Source organism: Gracilibacillus timonensis, from assembly GCF_900086715.1.
GTDB classification, from domain to species: Bacteria; Bacillota; Bacilli; order Bacillales; family Amphibacillaceae; genus Gracilibacillus; species Gracilibacillus timonensis.
The window spans coordinates 47,907-63,562 of sequence record NZ_FLKH01000011.1 but is presented as its reverse complement, the minus strand read 5'-3'; the positions used below and the strand labels follow the sequence as shown (position 1 = coordinate 63,562).

Genomic DNA, 15,656 nt, shown 5'->3' with positions numbered 1-15,656 from the left:
CATTAATCTTCTTTTCGTAAGCCTAGACCTAGATCTTCTAACTTGTGTTTCACTTCTTCTAGTGACTTACGACCTAAGTTTCGAACTTTCATCATGTCTTCTTCCGATTTATGAGCCAATTCTTGTACCGTATTAATACCCGCACGCTTTAGACAATTATAAGACCTTACCGATAGGTCGAGTTCTTCAATTGTCATCTCGAGCACTTTCTCTTTCTGGTCTTCTTCTTTTTCAATCATAATTTCAGCATTTTTTGCTTCATCTGTTAAACTCACAAAAATATCCATGTGTTCCGTAAAGATTTTTGCTCCTAATGAGACAGCTTCTTCTGGACGGATACTTCCATCAGTCGATACATCAAAAGTTAGTTTATCGTAATTTGCGTCTTGCCCGACACGCGTATTCTCAACTTGATAGGTTATTTTAGATACTGGAGTGAAGATAGAGTCAACTGGAATAACACCAATTGGTCGATCTTCATGGTTATTAGAATCATCTGGGCGATATCCTCGACCACTTTGTGCTGAAATTCTCATTTTCAGATGGCCATTACTCCCAACGGTAGCAATATGAAGATCCGGATTTAAAATTTCGACATCACTGTCAAAAATAATATCCGCAGCCGTAACCTTACCCTCACCTTGAACATCTACTTCTAATGTCTTCTCTTCATCTGAATAGATCTTTAATGCAAGTTTCTTCAAGTTTAAAACTATCGTAGTTACATCCTCTACAACACCTTCAACTGTTGAAAATTCATGTAAAGCACCATCTATTTGAACAGATGTGACAGCAGCGCCAGGGAGCGAAGATAATAGAATACGACGCAAGGAGTTCCCAAGTGTAGTACCATATCCACGTTCAAGTGGTTCTACAACGAATTTACCATAAGTAGCATCATCGCTGATTTCTACTGTTTCAATTTTTGGTTTTTCAATTTCGATCATTCATTAAACCCTCCTTTAAAACGTCGAAACCCCGGTTAGAGCCAGGTCTAACCGAAATTCCCCAGGTAGGCAGTTCCCGTTTCTGCACTATGCAATTGTGACCTTGTTTCTGTCGATGCAATGGTGTATCTACTACTCCTTCCATTCTATGTTTGAAAGGGAATAGGTATCTTAAAATAGCTGCACTCCCTACTTTAAGCCACACTTATCCTTCAAAACGAACGGATGTAGTAAAAAACTTTATTAAGCTATCATAAACCATTATGGACAGATTAACAAATAATATACTAATTAAACTCGACGACGTTTTGGCGGGCGGCAACCATTGTGAGGAACTGGTGTTACGTCAACAATGGCAGTTACTTCTAAACCTGCTGCTTGAAGTGAACGAATAGCTGCTTCACGTCCAGCACCAGGTCCTTTCACTGTTACTTCTAAGGTTTTCAAACCATGATCCTGAGCTGCTTTTGCGGCAGACTCAGCAGCCATTTGTGCTGCGAAAGGAGTAGATTTCTTTGAACCTTTAAAGCCAAGTGCACCAGCACTGCTCCAGCTGATTGCGTTACCTTGCACATCAGTAATCGTTACGATAGTGTTATTAAAGGTAGAACGAATGTGTGCCACACCCGTATCTATATTCTTTTTCACACGGCGTTTACGCGTATTTGTTTTACGTGCCATAAACAAGCAAACCTCCTTTTATATTATTTCTTTTTGTTAGCCATTGTCTTTCTAGGACCTTTACGAGTACGTGAATTGTTTTTCGTTTTTTGTCCTCGAACTGGTAAACCACGGCGATGTCGTACACCACGATAAGAGCCAATTTCAATCAGACGTTTAATATTCAACGATACCTCACGACGAAGATCACCTTCGACAGTAACGTTATCGATTTTCTGACGAATTTGTGCTAATTCTTCTTCCGTTAAATCACGAACGCGAGTGTTTTCGTTAACACCAGCTTCTTCTACTACTTTTTTGGCGGTTGTTTTTCCAACACCATAAATGTAAGTTAGAGCAATTACTACACGTTTTTCACGCGGAACATCTACACCAGCAATACGTGCCATAGATTACTTACACCTCCTCTTATCCTTGTTTTTGTTTATGCTTAGGATTTTCGCAAATTACCATTACTTTTCCTTTACGACGAATAACCTTGCATTTTTCACAGATTGGTTTTACAGATGGTCTTACCTTCATCTTCCATACCTCCTCTTGTATCGGAGCATTTTATTTATAACGGTACGTAATTCGACCTCTAGTTAAATCATATGGAGAAAGTTCAACCGTTACTTTGTCTCCTGGCAGGATTCGGATAAAGTGCATTCTTATCTTACCAGAAACATGAGCCAAAACGGTATGACCATTCTCTAGTTCTACTTTAAACATTGCATTAGGCAAAGTATCTACTACTGTACCTTCGACTTCAATTGCATCGTCTTTCGCCATCGAGTTGATCTCCCTTCTTCAAATCTGTCTCGTATTCTTCGACAAATTTCTTTATAGCATAACGCAACTTACCATTGGTTACGCGCCCTGTTTCGAGAAGGCTTCTTTTCACTTCAGGAGATATGAACGGTGTATATGCTATATGCTGCATATTCTTCTTCTTGGGACGATCATATTTACGTTTATCTCCATCAGCCAACAACACAAAACGGCTGTCTACTTTCTTAATTACAACTGCAAACTGACCTGCTTCGCGTCCTTGTAGGATCTGAACAACCTGACCTAACTCCGGATAACTATCTGATTCGCTCAATCATCATCACCTTCATTTAGGTTTTACGTTATACCTTATTCATCATGTTCAACCTCGGTCATATTATACCAAGTTTCTCCTGCTTCATGAAGAAATTGCTTTTAATTTCTCATCGATCGCATCGAATACTTGGTCAATATCCTGACCACCATCAATCGTTACTAAGTCACCTTTAGCGGAATAGAAGTCTAACATCGGTTGTGTTTGCTCTAGGTTTACTTCTAAACGATTTTTTACAGTGTCTGGCTGATCATCTTCGCGCTGGATCAATGCCGCACCATCTTTGTCACATTTCCCCTCTACTTTCGGAGGATTAAATATCACATGGTAGGTGGTACCACATTCTGGACAAATACGACGACCTGTTAGACGTTCGACTAATGCCTCTTTGTCGACATCAACATGCAACACATAATCAATACTACGATCCATATCAGATAGTAACTGATCAAGCGCCTCGGCTTGTGCCAAGGTACGTGGGAAGCCATCTAACAGAAAGCCTTTCTCGCAATCTTTTTTATTAAGTCTTTCTTCTACGATTCCGATTGTGACTTCATCAGGAACTAGAGCACCTTCATCCATATAGCTTTTTGCCTTCTGTCCAAGCTCCGTTCCTTCCTTAATCGCTAACCGGAACATATCCCCAGTTGAGATATGAGGTATATCATATTTCTCTACAATCTTCTCTGCCTGAGTACCTTTTCCTGCACCGGGCAGTCCCATAAGGATTAAATTCAAGGATTTTCCCCTCGCTCTCTGTCTTGTCAGACACATAACGTTTTATTGAATGAAACCTTTATAGTTACGTTTGACTAGCTGTCCTTCTAACTGCTTCATGGTTTGTAGTGCGACACCAACCACAATTAGAAGCCCTGTACCACCGATTTGAACGGTTTGTGGCAAATTAGCGACAGGTCCCAATACTAGAGGTAACACAGCTATCGCAGCTAAGAAAAGTGCTCCAACAAATGTTAGTCGATACATAACACGTGTTAAATAAGTCTCCGTTGTTTTACCCGGGCGAATACCTGGGATATAACCGCCTTGTTTCTTTAAATTATCTGCCATTTGTTCTGGATTTACCTGAACAAATGTATAGAAATACGTAAATGCGATGATTAACGCAACGTAGATTATCATACCAGTGGCGTTCGTATAATCAAAGATACTTGCAATCGTGTTTGCAATTTGATTGCCCTCAAAAAATTGTGCAATTGTACGAGGTGCAATGATAAAAGAAATTGCAAAAATGACTGGAATTACCCCAGCTGCATTTACTTTGAGTGGTAAATGGGTGGTGTGTCCACCAACTGGTGAGCGATTCACTATTCGTTTGGCATATTGTACTGGGATTTTACGTAATGCTTGTTGAATGAATATGACACCTACAATAACTGCAAGTACCAATAACACAATCAACGAGACAATAATAATATTGATGAATAGATCATCTCCACTACCAGATCCAAAATATTGTGCGTAAATTTGGTTAATACCATTTGGAATACCTGCAGCAATACCAGCAAAAATAATGATAGAAATACCATTACCTACACCGTGTGCTGTGATTTGTTCCCCTAGCCACATTAAGAAAGCCGTACCTGCTGTTAAAACAATCGCAATAACCATAAACTTTCCTACGCCAGGATCGGTAATCAGCATTCCGCCAGACATCGCGTTAAACCCAACAGACATGGCACATGCCTGTATAAAAGCCAATACGATCGTTGCATATCGTGTTACTTGTGCAAGCTTCTTACGCCCCATTTCACCTTGCTTCTTCCACTCCGAGAATTTCTGAACGACATCCATCTGTAATAATTGCATAATGATGGAGGCAGTGATATAAGGCATGATCCCCATTGCTAAAATGGAGAAGTTCTGTAATGCCCCACCGCCGAATGTATTCAGTAAACCAAATACACTCTGCTCATTCATAAAATCAATAGCGTTTCGGTCGGTGAAAGGAACCGTAATAAAGGTCCCAATACGAAATACGATTAACATAAGAAGTGTAAAAACGATTTTCTGTCTTATATCAGCTACGCGCACAAAATTGGAAATTGTACGAAACATTACATCACCTCTGTTTGACCGCCCGCTGCTTCGATTGCTTCTTTCGCTGAAGCAGAAAACTTATGAGCTTTTACAGTTAATTTCTTTTCTAATTTACCATTACCAAGAATCTTAACGCCAGACTTCACCTTGCTGATGGTGCCTGTTTCAAGTAAAAGCTCAGGTGTCACTTCCGCACCTTCATCAAAGTTATTTAATGTTTCCAGGTTTACAATCGCAAACTCTTTGCGATTAATATTAGTAAAACCACGTTTCGGTAAACGTTGGAAAAGTGGCATTTGCCCACCTTCAAACCCTAAACGTACACCGCCGCCTGAACGGGAGTTTTGACCGCCATGACCACGTCCAGATGTTTTACCGTTACCTGAAGACATACCGCGACCAACGCGATTACGTTGTTTTTTCGCTTGTGCTGGTTTTAGTTCATGAAGTTTCATTCGAGCACCTCCTCTTCTGACTTATTTCATTATACTTCTTTTACGTCTACTAAATGTGATACCTTGTTAATCATGCCTCGCACGACAGGAGTATCTTCACGGACTACTGATTGTTGAATCTTTCTAAGACCTAGTGTTTGTACAGTAGCTTTTTGTCCTTCTGATCTACCGATGACACTGCGTTTGAGGGTTATTTCTAATTGATTAGACATTCGATATCCCTCCCTATCCTAACAATTCTTCTACAGATTTGCCGCGAAGTGATGCTACTTCTTCAGCACGTTTTAATTCATTTAAACCATTGATGGTTGCATGAACCATGTTAATTGGCGTATTAGAGCCTAATGATTTAGAAAGAATATCTCCTACACCAGCAAGTTCTAATACCGCACGTACAGGTCCACCTGCAATAACCCCGGTACCTTCTACAGCTGGTTTCAATAAGATATTACCAGCTCCAAATTGTCCGTGAATTTCATGCGGAATGGTAGTACCAACGATCGGTACTTCTATTAAGTTTTTCTTAGCATCATCAATTGCTTTTCTAATGGCCTCTGGAACTTCTTGTGCTTTTCCAGTACCAAAGCCAACGTGACCATTCTTATCTCCGACTACCACTAATGCAGCAAAGCGAAAACGACGTCCACCTTTTACAACCTTCGCTACACGATTAATTGTTACAACGCGTTCTTCTATATCTAATTTATTTGGGTCGATGTTAGTACGCAACATATGTCCCTCCTTTTTTTATTAAAATTCAAGACCTGCTTCACGAGCAGCATCTGCTAAAGATTTAACACGTCCATGATATAAATATCCACCACGATCAAAAATAACATTGGTTAAGCCTTTGTCGATCGCTCGTTTTGCGATTAGTTCACCAACTTGCTTAGCAGCTTCTACGTTTCCAGTAGCCTCTAAGCTTAATTCTGTATCTACTGTAGATGCACTTACTAATGTAACGTTGTTCACATCATCAATAATTTGTGCGTAAATGTGCTTGTTGGAACGAAATACGTTTAGACGCGGACGCTCCTGTGTGCCGAATAGGTTTTTACGGACACGTTGATGTCTTTTCTTCCGTACACTGTTTTTATCAGGCTTTGTGATCATCTAGGTCACTCCTTTCTGTTCCCTACCTAACCTTACTTAGCTGTTTTACCTTCTTTACGACGTACATATTCATCTGCATAACGAATTCCTTTGCCTTTATACGGCTCAGGCGGGCGGATGGCACGAATATTCGCAGCAATAGCTCCGACTAGTTCTTTATCAATACCCTTAACTACCACTCTGGTATTAGAAGGCACTTCCACTTCAATCCCATCTACAGCTTCGATCTCTACTGGATGAGAATAACCGGCATTCACAACTAGTTTGTCGCCTTGTTTCTGCGCACGATAACCTACACCTTGGATCTCAAGTGCTTTTTCGAATCCTTTGTGCACACCTTCTACCATGTTGGCAATAAGGCTTCGGGTAGTACCGTGTAATGCTTTATGTTCTTTACTATCTGATGGACGTTCTACAGATAGTACATTATTGTCAATGTTCACTTTCATGTCACTGCTGATGGTACAGCTTAATTCGCCTTTTGGTCCTTTAACAGCAACATCGTTACCATCCACGTTTACTTCCACGTCTTGTGGAATTTCTAATAGTTTTAAACCTATACGAGACATGCTCTGGCACCTCCTGTCATTTAGAAAATCATCTTACCAAATGTATGCTAGCACTTCGCCACCGATAGCTTGTGAACGTGCTTCTTTATCTGATAATACACCTTTTGAAGTAGAAACGATCGCAATTCCAAGGCCGTTTAACACCTTAGGAAGTTCGTCTGCTTTTGCATAAACACGTAAGCCAGGTTTGCTAATACGTTTCAAACCAGAGATTACACGCTCATCGTTTTGTCCATACTTCAAAAAGATACGAAGGATTCCTTGTTTGTTATCCTCTACTAATTCATAGTCACGGATAAATCCTTCACGCTTTAAAATATCTGCCAATTCTTTTTTTAGATTCGACGCTGGGAACTCCAATTTTTCATGGCGAACCATGTTTGCGTTACGAATACGAGTAAGCATATCTGCAATTGGATCTGTCATAACCATTATTTTTACCTCCTTCCCTGCTTGGGGATTTACCAGCTTGCTTTTTTGACACCAGGAATTTGACCTTTATAGGCAAGTTCACGGAAACATATACGGCATAATTTAAACTTACGTAAAACAGAATGCGGGCGTCCACAACGTTCACAGCGAGTATATTCTTGCACTTTGAATTTTGCTGGTCTTTGTTGCTTTGCAATCATTGATTTTTTAGCCACTCTTTTACCTCCTTATAATAGCTTTACACTTATTTTTGGAAAGGCATGCCAAGCTGTGTTAATAGTTCAGAAGCTTCTTCGTCCGAATCGGCAGTTGTTACAATAACAACATCCATACCTCTTACTTTACCTACTTGGTCGTAATTAATTTCTGGGAAAATTAATTGTTCTTTAACACCTAATGTGTAATTACCACGGCCATCAAAGGCTTTATTAGAGATACCACGGAAATCACGTACACGTGGAAGTGATACATCGATTAGCTTTTGAAGAAAGTCATACATACGCTCACCGCGCAAGGTTACTTTCGCACCGATTGGCATTCCTTCACGCAAACGAAAGCCTGCGATTGATTTTTTTGCTTTTGTTACAACTGGTTTTTGTCCCGTGATTTGTGTTAATTCCTCAACAGCTGAATCGAGTGCTTTTGAGTTCTGTACAGCATCACCAACACCCATGTTGATCACAATTTTTTCGACTTTTGGTACTTCCATCACAGAAGCATAATTAAATTTCGATACTAATGAAGAAACAATTTCACTATTGTATTTTTCTTTTAAAGTGTTCATCACGTAAACCTCCTTTCACCGCTAAGACTATTTATCTAATACTTCACCAGATTTTTTAGCGATACGAACTTTCTTTCCATCCCGAACTTCATGCCCAACACGAGTTGGTTCGCCTGATTTTGGATCTAATGGCATTACATTTGATACATGAATGGCTGCTTCTTGGCTTAAAATACCACCCTGTGGATTTTCTTGTGAAGGTTTAGCGTGTTTCTTCACGATATTAACGCCTTCGACAAGTACACGATCCTTCTTAGGAAAAGCAGCTAATATTTCACCTTGCTTGCCTTTATCTTTACCGGAAATAACTTGTACTTTATCACCTTTTTTTACATGCATGCTATCCGCACCTCCTTACACGGTTTTTCCGTAACGTGCTTATAATACTTCTGGAGCTAGAGATACGATTTTCATGAATTTCGCATCACGCAATTCACGTGCAACTGGTCCAAAAATACGAGTACCTCTTGGACCTTGGTCATCACGAATGATAACCGCTGCGTTCTCATCAAATCGAATATAAGAACCATCTTTACGTCTTACTCCACTTTTTGAACGTACAATTACTGCTTTTACTACTTCACCTTTTTTAACAACGCCCCCTGGTGTTGCTTGTTTCACCGAACAAACAATGACATCACCAATGTTCGCTGTCTTGCGACCAGAGCCACCAAGTACTTTGATTGCCAATACTTCACGTGCTCCAGAGTTATCTGCAACTTTCAAACGAGATTCCTGTTGGATCATCTTTGTGTACCCTCCCTTCGGAATTACTCCGAGCGAACTTTATTAAATAATTACTGCTTCTTCCACCACTTCTAATAGACGGAAACGTTTTGTTTTCGACTGTGGTTTAGTTTCCATGATTCGCACAACATCACCGATTTTTGCTGTGTTGTTTTCATCATGCGTTTTGAATTTCTTTGAGTATTTGACACGCTTGCCATATAAACTATGGAATTTATAGGTTTCTACAACAACTGTGATGGTTTTATCCATTTTATCGGATACGACACGTCCAGTGTAAACTTTACGATTATTACGTTCACTCATATCGAGGCTAACCTCCTTTATTATCCGTTATTTACGCTTAGCTCTCTTTCACGCACAACTGTCTTCATGCGTGCGATCGATTTACGCACTTCACGCAAACGCGCTGTGTTTTCCAATTGACCTGTAGCTAATTGGAAACGCAAATTGAAAAGCTCTTCTTTTAATGATTTGACCTGTTGTTCAATTTCGGCAGTGGTTAATTCTCTAATTTCATTAGCCTTCATTGATTTCACCACCAATTTCTTCACGTTTTACGAACTTCGATTTGATTGGTAATTTATGTGCTGCAAGACGAAGTGCTTCGCGAGCTACTTCCTCTGATACACCAGCGATTTCAAACATAATCTTACCTGGTTTTACAACAGCTACCCATCCTTCAGGCGCACCTTTACCAGAACCCATACGAACCTCTAGAGGCTTCGCTGTATATGGTTTATCTGGGAAAATTTTAATCCAGACTTTACCGCCACGTTTCATATAACGAGTCATTGCAATACGGGCAGCTTCGATTTGACGGCTAGTGATCCATGCTGATTCTGTTGCTTGAAGACCATACTCACCAAAAGCTACTTGTGTACCGCCTTTTGCTTTACCTTTCAAACTTGTACGATGTTGCTTACGATGTTTTACACGTTTAGGCATTAACATAATACGTTGCCCCCTTCCTTAGTTGTTATTTTTCGTTGGAAGGACTTCTCCACGATAGATCCATACTTTAACACCAAGTTTACCGTATGTTGTATCTGCTTCTGCAGTTCCATAGTCAATATCTGCACGTAAAGTATGAAGTGGAACAGTTCCTTCACTGTAACTTTCAGCTCTTGCCATATCTGCACCGCCAAGACGACCAGATACTTGGGTACGAATACCTTTCGCTCCAGCACGCATAGCACGTTGGATCGTTTGCTTCTGTGCACGACGGAAAGATACACGGTTTTCTAGTTGACGAGCGATGTTTTCAGCTACTAATTTCGCATCTAAATCTGCTCTTTTCACTTCTACGATGTTGATATGGACTCTTTTACCAGTAAGTTTATTTAATGATTTACGAAGTGCTTCTACTTCTGAACCACCTTTACCGATGACCATACCAGGTTTGGCTGTTGAAATAGAAATATTCACGCGATTTGCTGCTCTTTCAATTTCTACTTTCGATACCGCACCATCTTTTAATCGTTCTTCAATATATTCACGAATTTTAATATCTTCATGTAATAGGTCTGCATAATCTTTGCCTGCATACCACTTAGATTCCCAATCGCGGATAATACCGACACGAAGACCCGTTGGATTTACTTTTTGACCCACAGATTATCCCTCCTTTTTCTCAGATAAAACCACTGTAATGTGGCTAGTACGTTTGTTGATTTGTGTTGCGCGACCTTGTGCACGTGGGCGAAAACGTTTCAGTGTAGCACCTTCGTTTACAAACGCTTCTGACACGACTAGTTCATCAGGGTTCATTTCATAGTTGTGCTCTGCATTTGCGATCGCAGAGTTCAATAATTTCTCAACAACTGGTGAAGCACCACGTTGTGTATGTTTTAATATTGCAATTGCTTCTCCTACCGCTTTACCGCGAATTAAATCGATCACTAAGCGAACCTTACGAGGAGCAATACGAACTGATTTTGCAACAGCTTTTGCTTGCATTAGGAGTACCTCCTCTCAATTAGCGTTTTGTTTTTCTGTCATCTCCGGCATGCCCTCTATACGTACGTGAAGGAGCAAATTCGCCTAATTTGTGTCCAACCATATCTTCTGTTACATATACTGGGACATGTTTGCGACCATCATATACCGCAATGGTATGACCAACGAAGCTTGGGAAAATAGTAGAACGACGAGACCAAGTTCTCACTACTGTTTTCTTATCATCTTCATTTAGTTTGTCAATTTTTTTCAATAAATGATCATCTGCGAAAGGTCCTTTTTTTAAGCTACGACCCATGGATAAGCCTCCCTTCGCGATTGTGAGACGGGTGATAATCCCCGTCGTACAATCCCGTTATTTTTTACGTTTACGTACAATAAATTTATCGGTTGGTTTGTTGCGTTTACGCGTTTTGTAACCAAGTGTCGGTTGACCCCAAGGTGACATTGGTGATTTACGTCCAATTGGTGCGCGTCCTTCACCACCACCGTGTGGGTGATCGTTAGGGTTCATAACAGAACCACGAACTGTTGGGCGCTTGCCTAACCAACGAGAACGTCCAGCTTTACCAATGCTGATTAATTCATGTTCCAAGTTACCTACTTGACCAACTGTTGCACGGCAAGTTGCTAAAACTAAGCGTACCTCACCAGAAGATAAACGAACTAATGCATATTTACCTTCACGTCCAAGGATCTGTGCTTGTGCACCAGCGGACCTTACTAGTTGGCCTCCTCGGCCTGGTTTGAGTTCCACATTATGGATAATCGTACCTACCGGAATATCAGCTAATACCAATGCATTGCCTGGTTTAATATCTGCATTTGGTCCAGATTCAATCTCTTGACCTACTTTTACTCCTTTAGGTGCTAAAATATAACGTTTCTCTCCATCTGCATAGTTTACTAATGCGATGTTTGCTGAGCGGTTCGGATCGTATTCAATTGTAGCAACTTTGCCTGGTATTCCATCTTTGTCGCGTTTAAAATCGATAATACGATATTTACGTTTGTGTCCACCGCCTTGATGACGAACAGTTAATCTACCTTGATTATTACGTCCACCACGTTTACTCAATGGTGCTAACAAGGATTTCTCTGGCTGATTCGTTGTAATCTCAGCGAAATCAGACACTGACATTCCTCTGCGGCCATTAGTAGTTGGTCTATACTTTTTAATCGCCATCTGTTTTCCCTCCTTTATATATCAACTTATACTGTTTCAAAGAAATCTAATTCATCACTGTCTTCTGACAATTGAACAATTGCTTTCTTACGGTCTGGACGATAACCGCCATAACGACCCATACGCTTGAATTTACCTTTTTTGTTCATGGTATTGACATTGACTACCTTCACTCCAAAGATCTCTTCTACTGCTGCTTTGATTTGTGTTTTGGTAGCTTTCTTTTCTACTTCAAACGTATATTTCTTTTCTGCCATTAAGTCAGCAGAGTGTTCTGTAATTATCGGGCGCTTAATAATATCGCGTGCATCTGCCATTATGCAAGCACCTCCCCTGCTTTTTCAGCTGCTTCTTTTGTTAAGATCAGCTTGTCATGCGTAAGCAAGTCTAAAACATTTACTTCACTTACTGTTAAAACTTTTACGTTTTGAAGATTGTTAGCTGATTTTGCTAATACTTCATCCGTTTCTGCTGTTACGAATAATGCTTTTTTATCTGCATTTAATGAAGAAAGTATGGAAACTACTTCTTTTGTTTTCGGAGTTTCAATAGAAATCCCTTCTAGAACTACTAAGCTCTCCTCTTGTACTTTAGAAGAAAGAGCAGATTTGATTGCTAATCTCCTTACTTTCTTAGGTAGCTTGTAGCTATAGCTTCTTGGTGTTGGACCAAATACTGTTCCACCACCAACCCATTGTGGGGAACGAATAGAACCTTGACGAGCACGACCTGTACCTTTTTGACGCCATGGCTTACGGCCTCCACCACGTACTTCAGAACGGTTTTTAACAGCGTGCGTTCCTTGACGTAATGAAGCGCGCTGCATTAATATCGCATCGTGTAGTACATGTTCATTTGGTTCAATCCCAAATACAGCATCGTTGATTTCAACATCACCAACTTGTGATCCACTTTGATTAAATAGTGCTACTTTAGGCATGACATATCCTCCCTTCGATGATTAATTAGTTAGCCTTTACTGCACTCGTAACCTTTACGAATGATTTTTTTGCACCTGGAACGTTACCTTTGATTAGAAGAAGATTACGTTCTGCATCCACTTTCACAACTTCAAGGTTTTGAATAGTGATTTGTTCTCCGCCCATTTGTCCAGGTAACTTTTTACCTTTGAATACGCGCATAGGATCAATGACACCCATCGCACCAGGACCTCTATGATAATGGGAACCATGAGTCATCGGACCACGTGATTGGTTATGGCGCTTGATCGCACCCTGGAAACCTTTCCCTTTAGAAGTACCTGTTACATCAATCATATCTCCTGCTTCAAAAACCTCTACGTTAATCTCTTGACCTAAATCATATTCATCAAGATTTACGTCACGGAATTCACGAATGTAGCGCTTAGGGGCTGTGTTAGCTTTTTCAGCATGTCCTTTCGCAGGTTTGTTTGCATTGTTTTCCTTTTGATTCGCAAATCCAAGCTGAACTGCTTCATATCCATCATTTTCGTTCGTGCGTTTTTGTAATACAACATTTGGTTCAGCTTCAATTACTGTTACAGGGATCAATTCTCCTTGTTCTGAGAAAAGCTGAGTCATGCCGATTTTACGACCTAAGATTCCTTTCGTCATCCGTCACACCTCCTATATTCTAATTTCTATATTATAATTTGATTTCAATATCCACACCAGATGGTAAATCAAGACGCATCAATGAGTCTACTGTTTTTGGTGTCGGACTTACAATGTCGATTAGTCGTTTGTGAGTACGCATTTCAAATTGCTCACGAGCATCTTTGTACTTGTGTGTCGCACGCAAGACCGTGTATACCGATTTCTCTGTTGGAAGTGGAATCGGACCAGACACGCCTGCACCAGATCTTTTTGCAGTATCCACAATTTTATCTGCAGATTGATCTAAAATACGGTGATCATACGCCTTTAAACGAATTCTAATTTTTTCTTTTGCCATTATTTTCCCTCCTTTTCGCCCATTTAAATAATAGACATTCTCCGCGAAAATATCTTGGTACACTAGCCATGGCAAAGGGGCCGGGTGTTCCAACAACCTTCCGCATCATCGCCTGTTTTATGACCAACATTCTTTATTATATAGAACTTTGCAGGCCAATGCAACATTTATGTGAAATTTTTTTTGATTTTTTTATGTGCTGCATCGATTGATATAAACAGGGTTTGTCGCACATAACAGATGCTTGTCATAGGTATTTATCAAAACTTAGAAACATACTGACCTTCACTTCTCATATATACACTATTGGTGCAGCTTTGTTGGGAAGATGCGTATGTGTTTATTTTCAAACTTAACAAGCTCCATCCCTTATCCTATTGTGATGATAGTTGTGGTCAAAAAAATGGAGTGGCGCAAAAGCCACTCCATTTTATTTTGCTTCATCATTACTTGATAATTTCAGATACAACACCAGAACCTACTGTACGTCCACCTTCACGGATTGAGAAACGAGTTCCGTCTTCAATCGCGATTGGAGAAATAAGTTCAACTGTCATTTCTGTGTTATCACCAGGCATAACCATTTCAGTACCTTCTGGAAGTTCGATAACTCCAGTTACGTCCGTTGTACGGAAATAGAATTGCGGGCGGTAGTTAGAAAAGAATGGAGTGTGACGTCCACCTTCGTCTTTAGACAATACATATACTTCTGCTTTGAAGTTAGTATGTGGTGTAATGGAACCTGGTTTCGCTAATACTTGACCACGGTTGATGTCTTCACGAGCAACCCCACGAAGTAAGGCACCAATGTTGTCACCAGCTTCTGCATAGTCAAGAAGCTTACGGAACATTTCTACACCAGTAACTGTTGTTTTTGCTTTGTCTTCAGCAAGACCGACAACTTCTACTTCGTCACCTACTTTTACAACACCACGCTCTACACGTCCTGTTGCAACAGTACCACGACCAGTGATAGAGAATACGTCCTCAACTGGCATCATGAATGGTTTTTCTGTGTCACGGTCTGGACGAGGTACGTACTCATCAACAGCATCCATAAGCTCAAGAATAGCATTTACATACTCTTCATCGCCTTCAAGTGCTTTAAGAGCAGAACCTTTGATTACTGGTACATCATCACCAGGGAAATCATATTCACTTAATAGATCACGTACTTCCATTTCTACTAGTTCAAGAAGTTCTTCGTCATCTACCATGTCACATTTGTTTAAGAAAACAACAATCGCAGGTACACCTACGTTTCTAGAAAGCAAGATGTGCTCACGAGTTTGTGGCATTGGGCCGTCTGCAGCAGATACTACAAGAATAGCTCCGTCCATTTGTGCAGCACCAGTGATCATGTTTTTCACATAGTCAGCGTGACCTGGACAGTCAACGTGTGCATAGTGACGGCTATCTGTTTCGTACTCAACGTGTGCAGTTGAGATTGTGATTCCACGTTCTTTTTCCTCTGGAGCACCGTCGATTTGATCGTATGCGCGAGCTTCCCCGCTACCAAATTTGTTGAAAAGAACGTTAGTGATTGCTGCTGTTAAAGTTGTTTTACCATGGTCAACGTGTCCAATTGTACCAATATTAACGTGGTCTTTGGAACGGTCAAATTTTTCTTTACCCATGTGTATTTCCTCCTTTTAATTAAGTAAAATAGTTATTTATTTTCATGTATTATCGGCTTGGTTACATAA

The 15,656-nt window shown here is 40.3% G+C and carries 30 protein-coding genes; all 30 read right to left on the bottom strand.

The features are described from left to right. Positions 1-2: 2 nt before the first annotated feature. A complete protein-coding gene (locus BN6556_RS07585; RefSeq protein ID WP_066189273.1) occupies positions 3-947 on the bottom strand; it encodes a DNA-directed RNA polymerase subunit alpha in 945 nt (314 codons plus the stop codon). Between the two features lie 291 nt (positions 948-1,238). After that, positions 1,239-1,628, bottom strand: coding sequence for a 30S ribosomal protein S11 (gene rpsK / locus BN6556_RS07580; RefSeq protein ID WP_066189270.1), 390 nt, complete (start codon positions 1,626-1,628; stop codon positions 1,239-1,241). A 23-nt stretch (positions 1,629-1,651) separates the two neighbouring features. Next, a complete protein-coding gene (gene rpsM, locus BN6556_RS07575) occupies positions 1,652-2,017 on the bottom strand; it encodes a 30S ribosomal protein S13 (RefSeq protein ID WP_066189269.1) in 366 nt (121 codons plus the stop codon). 19 nt (positions 2,018-2,036) lie between these two features. Then, complete coding sequence (rpmJ, locus tag BN6556_RS07570; RefSeq protein WP_003156543.1) at positions 2,037-2,150, bottom strand: 50S ribosomal protein L36; 114 nt, start codon at positions 2,148-2,150, stop codon at positions 2,037-2,039. Positions 2,151-2,180: 30 nt separating this feature from the next. Next, positions 2,181-2,399: a translation initiation factor IF-1 gene (gene infA, locus BN6556_RS07565; RefSeq protein WP_062321807.1), complete on the bottom strand. Its 219-nt coding sequence runs from the start codon at positions 2,397-2,399 to the stop codon at positions 2,181-2,183. Further along, positions 2,377-2,712: a KOW domain-containing RNA-binding protein gene (locus BN6556_RS07560; protein WP_066189266.1), complete on the bottom strand. Its 336-nt coding sequence runs from the start codon at positions 2,710-2,712 to the stop codon at positions 2,377-2,379. Before BN6556_RS07560 ends, infA begins: the two co-directional genes overlap by 23 nt. 84 nt (positions 2,713-2,796) lie before the next feature. After that, positions 2,797-3,450 carry an adenylate kinase gene (locus BN6556_RS07555; protein ID WP_066189264.1) on the bottom strand — a complete coding sequence of 218 codons (654 nt, stop codon included), beginning with the start codon at positions 3,448-3,450 and terminating at the stop codon, positions 2,797-2,799. A gap of 42 nt (positions 3,451-3,492) precedes the next feature. Then, positions 3,493-4,788, bottom strand: coding sequence for a preprotein translocase subunit SecY (gene secY, locus BN6556_RS07550; RefSeq protein WP_066189262.1), 1,296 nt, complete (start codon positions 4,786-4,788; stop codon positions 3,493-3,495). Next, positions 4,788-5,225, bottom strand: coding sequence for a 50S ribosomal protein L15 (rplO, locus tag BN6556_RS07545; protein ID WP_066189259.1), 438 nt, complete (start codon positions 5,223-5,225; stop codon positions 4,788-4,790). The genes secY and rplO overlap by 1 nt, the downstream gene beginning before the upstream one ends. Before the next feature lie 29 nt (positions 5,226-5,254). Then, positions 5,255-5,437, bottom strand: coding sequence for a 50S ribosomal protein L30 (gene rpmD / locus BN6556_RS07540; protein ID WP_066189257.1), 183 nt, complete (start codon positions 5,435-5,437; stop codon positions 5,255-5,257). Between the two features lie 13 nt (positions 5,438-5,450). Further along, on the bottom strand, positions 5,451-5,957 hold the full coding sequence (gene rpsE / locus BN6556_RS07535; protein WP_066189254.1) for a 30S ribosomal protein S5: 507 nt from the start codon (positions 5,955-5,957) through the stop codon (positions 5,451-5,453). An 18-nt stretch (positions 5,958-5,975) separates the two neighbouring features. Beyond that, positions 5,976-6,338 carry a 50S ribosomal protein L18 gene (gene rplR, locus BN6556_RS07530; RefSeq protein WP_066189251.1) on the bottom strand — a complete coding sequence of 121 codons (363 nt, stop codon included), beginning with the start codon at positions 6,336-6,338 and terminating at the stop codon, positions 5,976-5,978. A 32-nt stretch (positions 6,339-6,370) separates the two neighbouring features. Continuing rightward, on the bottom strand, positions 6,371-6,907 hold the full coding sequence (gene rplF / locus BN6556_RS07525; RefSeq protein ID WP_066189248.1) for a 50S ribosomal protein L6: 537 nt from the start codon (positions 6,905-6,907) through the stop codon (positions 6,371-6,373). A 33-nt stretch (positions 6,908-6,940) separates the two neighbouring features. Then, complete coding sequence (gene rpsH / locus BN6556_RS07520; RefSeq protein WP_066189245.1) at positions 6,941-7,339, bottom strand: 30S ribosomal protein S8; 399 nt, start codon at positions 7,337-7,339, stop codon at positions 6,941-6,943. A gap of 29 nt (positions 7,340-7,368) precedes the next feature. Further along, positions 7,369-7,554, bottom strand: a complete 186-nt coding sequence (gene rpsN / locus BN6556_RS07515; protein ID WP_066189242.1) for a 30S ribosomal protein S14 — start codon at positions 7,552-7,554, stop codon at positions 7,369-7,371. Positions 7,555-7,583: 29 nt separating this feature from the next. Next, positions 7,584-8,123 (bottom strand): 50S ribosomal protein L5, encoded by a 540-nt coding sequence (gene rplE, locus BN6556_RS07510; protein WP_066189240.1) that lies wholly within the window; start codon positions 8,121-8,123, stop codon positions 7,584-7,586. A gap of 27 nt (positions 8,124-8,150) precedes the next feature. Continuing rightward, positions 8,151-8,462: a 50S ribosomal protein L24 gene (rplX, locus tag BN6556_RS07505; RefSeq protein ID WP_066189237.1), complete on the bottom strand. Its 312-nt coding sequence runs from the start codon at positions 8,460-8,462 to the stop codon at positions 8,151-8,153. A gap of 39 nt (positions 8,463-8,501) precedes the next feature. Then, positions 8,502-8,870 (bottom strand): 50S ribosomal protein L14, encoded by a 369-nt coding sequence (gene rplN / locus BN6556_RS07500; RefSeq protein ID WP_066189234.1) that lies wholly within the window; start codon positions 8,868-8,870, stop codon positions 8,502-8,504. Positions 8,871-8,912: 42 nt separating this feature from the next. Further along, complete coding sequence (gene rpsQ / locus BN6556_RS07495; protein ID WP_066189231.1) at positions 8,913-9,176, bottom strand: 30S ribosomal protein S17; 264 nt, start codon at positions 9,174-9,176, stop codon at positions 8,913-8,915. A 20-nt stretch (positions 9,177-9,196) separates the two neighbouring features. Then, positions 9,197-9,400, bottom strand: a complete 204-nt coding sequence (gene rpmC / locus BN6556_RS07490) for a 50S ribosomal protein L29 (protein ID WP_066189228.1) — start codon at positions 9,398-9,400, stop codon at positions 9,197-9,199. Continuing rightward, positions 9,390-9,824, bottom strand: a complete 435-nt coding sequence (rplP, locus tag BN6556_RS07485) for a 50S ribosomal protein L16 (RefSeq protein WP_066189225.1) — start codon at positions 9,822-9,824, stop codon at positions 9,390-9,392. Before rplP ends, rpmC begins: the two co-directional genes overlap by 11 nt. Before the next feature lie 18 nt (positions 9,825-9,842). Next, the gene (rpsC, locus tag BN6556_RS07480) at positions 9,843-10,484 is read right to left on the bottom strand and encodes a 30S ribosomal protein S3 (protein ID WP_066189222.1); all 642 of its coding nucleotides are present in this window, start codon (positions 10,482-10,484) and stop codon (positions 9,843-9,845) included. Positions 10,485-10,487: 3 nt separating this feature from the next. Continuing rightward, positions 10,488-10,829 carry a 50S ribosomal protein L22 gene (gene rplV, locus BN6556_RS07475; RefSeq protein ID WP_066189218.1) on the bottom strand — a complete coding sequence of 114 codons (342 nt, stop codon included), beginning with the start codon at positions 10,827-10,829 and terminating at the stop codon, positions 10,488-10,490. A gap of 19 nt (positions 10,830-10,848) precedes the next feature. Continuing rightward, a complete protein-coding gene (gene rpsS / locus BN6556_RS07470) occupies positions 10,849-11,127 on the bottom strand; it encodes a 30S ribosomal protein S19 (RefSeq protein ID WP_066189215.1) in 279 nt (92 codons plus the stop codon). 57 nt (positions 11,128-11,184) lie between these two features. Then, positions 11,185-12,015 (bottom strand): 50S ribosomal protein L2, encoded by an 831-nt coding sequence (gene rplB, locus BN6556_RS07465; protein WP_066189212.1) that lies wholly within the window; start codon positions 12,013-12,015, stop codon positions 11,185-11,187. A 26-nt stretch (positions 12,016-12,041) separates the two neighbouring features. After that, the gene (gene rplW, locus BN6556_RS07460; RefSeq protein WP_066189208.1) at positions 12,042-12,332 is read right to left on the bottom strand and encodes a 50S ribosomal protein L23; all 291 of its coding nucleotides are present in this window, start codon (positions 12,330-12,332) and stop codon (positions 12,042-12,044) included. After that, positions 12,332-12,955 carry a 50S ribosomal protein L4 gene (gene rplD, locus BN6556_RS07455; RefSeq protein ID WP_066189205.1) on the bottom strand — a complete coding sequence of 208 codons (624 nt, stop codon included), beginning with the start codon at positions 12,953-12,955 and terminating at the stop codon, positions 12,332-12,334. The genes rplW and rplD overlap by 1 nt, the downstream gene beginning before the upstream one ends. A gap of 25 nt (positions 12,956-12,980) precedes the next feature. Continuing rightward, on the bottom strand, positions 12,981-13,610 hold the full coding sequence (gene rplC, locus BN6556_RS07450) for a 50S ribosomal protein L3 (protein ID WP_066189202.1): 630 nt from the start codon (positions 13,608-13,610) through the stop codon (positions 12,981-12,983). A gap of 31 nt (positions 13,611-13,641) precedes the next feature. Next, a complete protein-coding gene (rpsJ, locus tag BN6556_RS07445) occupies positions 13,642-13,950 on the bottom strand; it encodes a 30S ribosomal protein S10 (protein WP_018934210.1) in 309 nt (102 codons plus the stop codon). A 446-nt stretch (positions 13,951-14,396) separates the two neighbouring features. Next, positions 14,397-15,587 (bottom strand): elongation factor Tu, encoded by a 1,191-nt coding sequence (gene tuf, locus BN6556_RS07440; RefSeq protein WP_066189198.1) that lies wholly within the window; start codon positions 15,585-15,587, stop codon positions 14,397-14,399. Positions 15,588-15,656: the final 69 nt, after the last annotated feature.

Bases quoted from the DNA above. Each gene is read 5' to 3' on its own strand.
- rplV (WP_066189218.1), bottom strand. From the start codon at position 10,829: ATGCAAGCAAAAGCTGTTGCAAAATCAGTTCGTATTGCTCCTCGTAAG.
- rplN (WP_066189234.1), bottom strand. From the start codon at position 8,870: ATGATCCAACAGGAATCTCGTTTGAAAGTTGCAGATAACTCTGGAGCA.
- rpmJ (WP_003156543.1), bottom strand. From the start codon at position 2,150: ATGAAGGTAAGACCATCTGTAAAACCAATCTGTGAAAAATGCAAGGTT.
- rpsE (WP_066189254.1), bottom strand. From the start codon at position 5,957: ATGTTGCGTACTAACATCGACCCAAATAAATTAGATATAGAAGAACGC.
- rplP (WP_066189225.1), bottom strand. From the start codon at position 9,824: ATGTTAATGCCTAAACGTGTAAAACATCGTAAGCAACATCGTACAAGT.
- rpsH (WP_066189245.1), bottom strand. From the start codon at position 7,339: ATGGTTATGACAGATCCAATTGCAGATATGCTTACTCGTATTCGTAAC.
- BN6556_RS07585 (WP_066189273.1), bottom strand. From the start codon at position 947: ATGATCGAAATTGAAAAACCAAAAATTGAAACAGTAGAAATCAGCGAT.
- rpsK (WP_066189270.1), bottom strand. From the start codon at position 1,628: ATGGCACGTAAAACAAATACGCGTAAACGCCGTGTGAAAAAGAATATA.
- rplW (WP_066189208.1), bottom strand. From the start codon at position 12,332: ATGGCAGATGCACGCGATATTATTAAGCGCCCGATAATTACAGAACAC.
- infA (WP_062321807.1), bottom strand. From the start codon at position 2,399: ATGGCGAAAGACGATGCAATTGAAGTCGAAGGTACAGTAGTAGATACT.
- rpsQ (WP_066189231.1), bottom strand. From the start codon at position 9,176: ATGAGTGAACGTAATAATCGTAAAGTTTACACTGGACGTGTCGTATCC.
- rplF (WP_066189248.1), bottom strand. From the start codon at position 6,907: ATGTCTCGTATAGGTTTAAAACTATTAGAAATTCCACAAGACGTGGAA.
- rpsJ (WP_018934210.1), bottom strand. From the start codon at position 13,950: ATGGCAAAAGAAAAAATTAGAATTCGTTTAAAGGCGTATGATCACCGT.
- rpmD (WP_066189257.1), bottom strand. From the start codon at position 5,437: ATGTCTAATCAATTAGAAATAACCCTCAAACGCAGTGTCATCGGTAGA.
- rplO (WP_066189259.1), bottom strand. From the start codon at position 5,225: ATGAAACTTCATGAACTAAAACCAGCACAAGCGAAAAAACAACGTAAT.
- rplC (WP_066189202.1), bottom strand. From the start codon at position 13,610: ATGACGAAAGGAATCTTAGGTCGTAAAATCGGCATGACTCAGCTTTTC.
- rplR (WP_066189251.1), bottom strand. From the start codon at position 6,338: ATGATCACAAAGCCTGATAAAAACAGTGTACGGAAGAAAAGACATCAA.
- rplE (WP_066189240.1), bottom strand. From the start codon at position 8,123: ATGAACACTTTAAAAGAAAAATACAATAGTGAAATTGTTTCTTCATTA.
- secY (WP_066189262.1), bottom strand. From the start codon at position 4,788: ATGTTTCGTACAATTTCCAATTTTGTGCGCGTAGCTGATATAAGACAG.
- rplX (WP_066189237.1), bottom strand. From the start codon at position 8,462: ATGCATGTAAAAAAAGGTGATAAAGTACAAGTTATTTCCGGTAAAGAT.
- rpsM (WP_066189269.1), bottom strand. From the start codon at position 2,017: ATGGCACGTATTGCTGGTGTAGATGTTCCGCGTGAAAAACGTGTAGTA.
- tuf (WP_066189198.1), bottom strand. From the start codon at position 15,587: ATGGGTAAAGAAAAATTTGACCGTTCCAAAGACCACGTTAATATTGGT.
- rpsS (WP_066189215.1), bottom strand. From the start codon at position 11,127: ATGGGTCGTAGCTTAAAAAAAGGACCTTTCGCAGATGATCATTTATTG.
- rpmC (WP_066189228.1), bottom strand. From the start codon at position 9,400: ATGAAGGCTAATGAAATTAGAGAATTAACCACTGCCGAAATTGAACAA.
- rplD (WP_066189205.1), bottom strand. From the start codon at position 12,955: ATGCCTAAAGTAGCACTATTTAATCAAAGTGGATCACAAGTTGGTGAT.
- rplB (WP_066189212.1), bottom strand. From the start codon at position 12,015: ATGGCGATTAAAAAGTATAGACCAACTACTAATGGCCGCAGAGGAATG.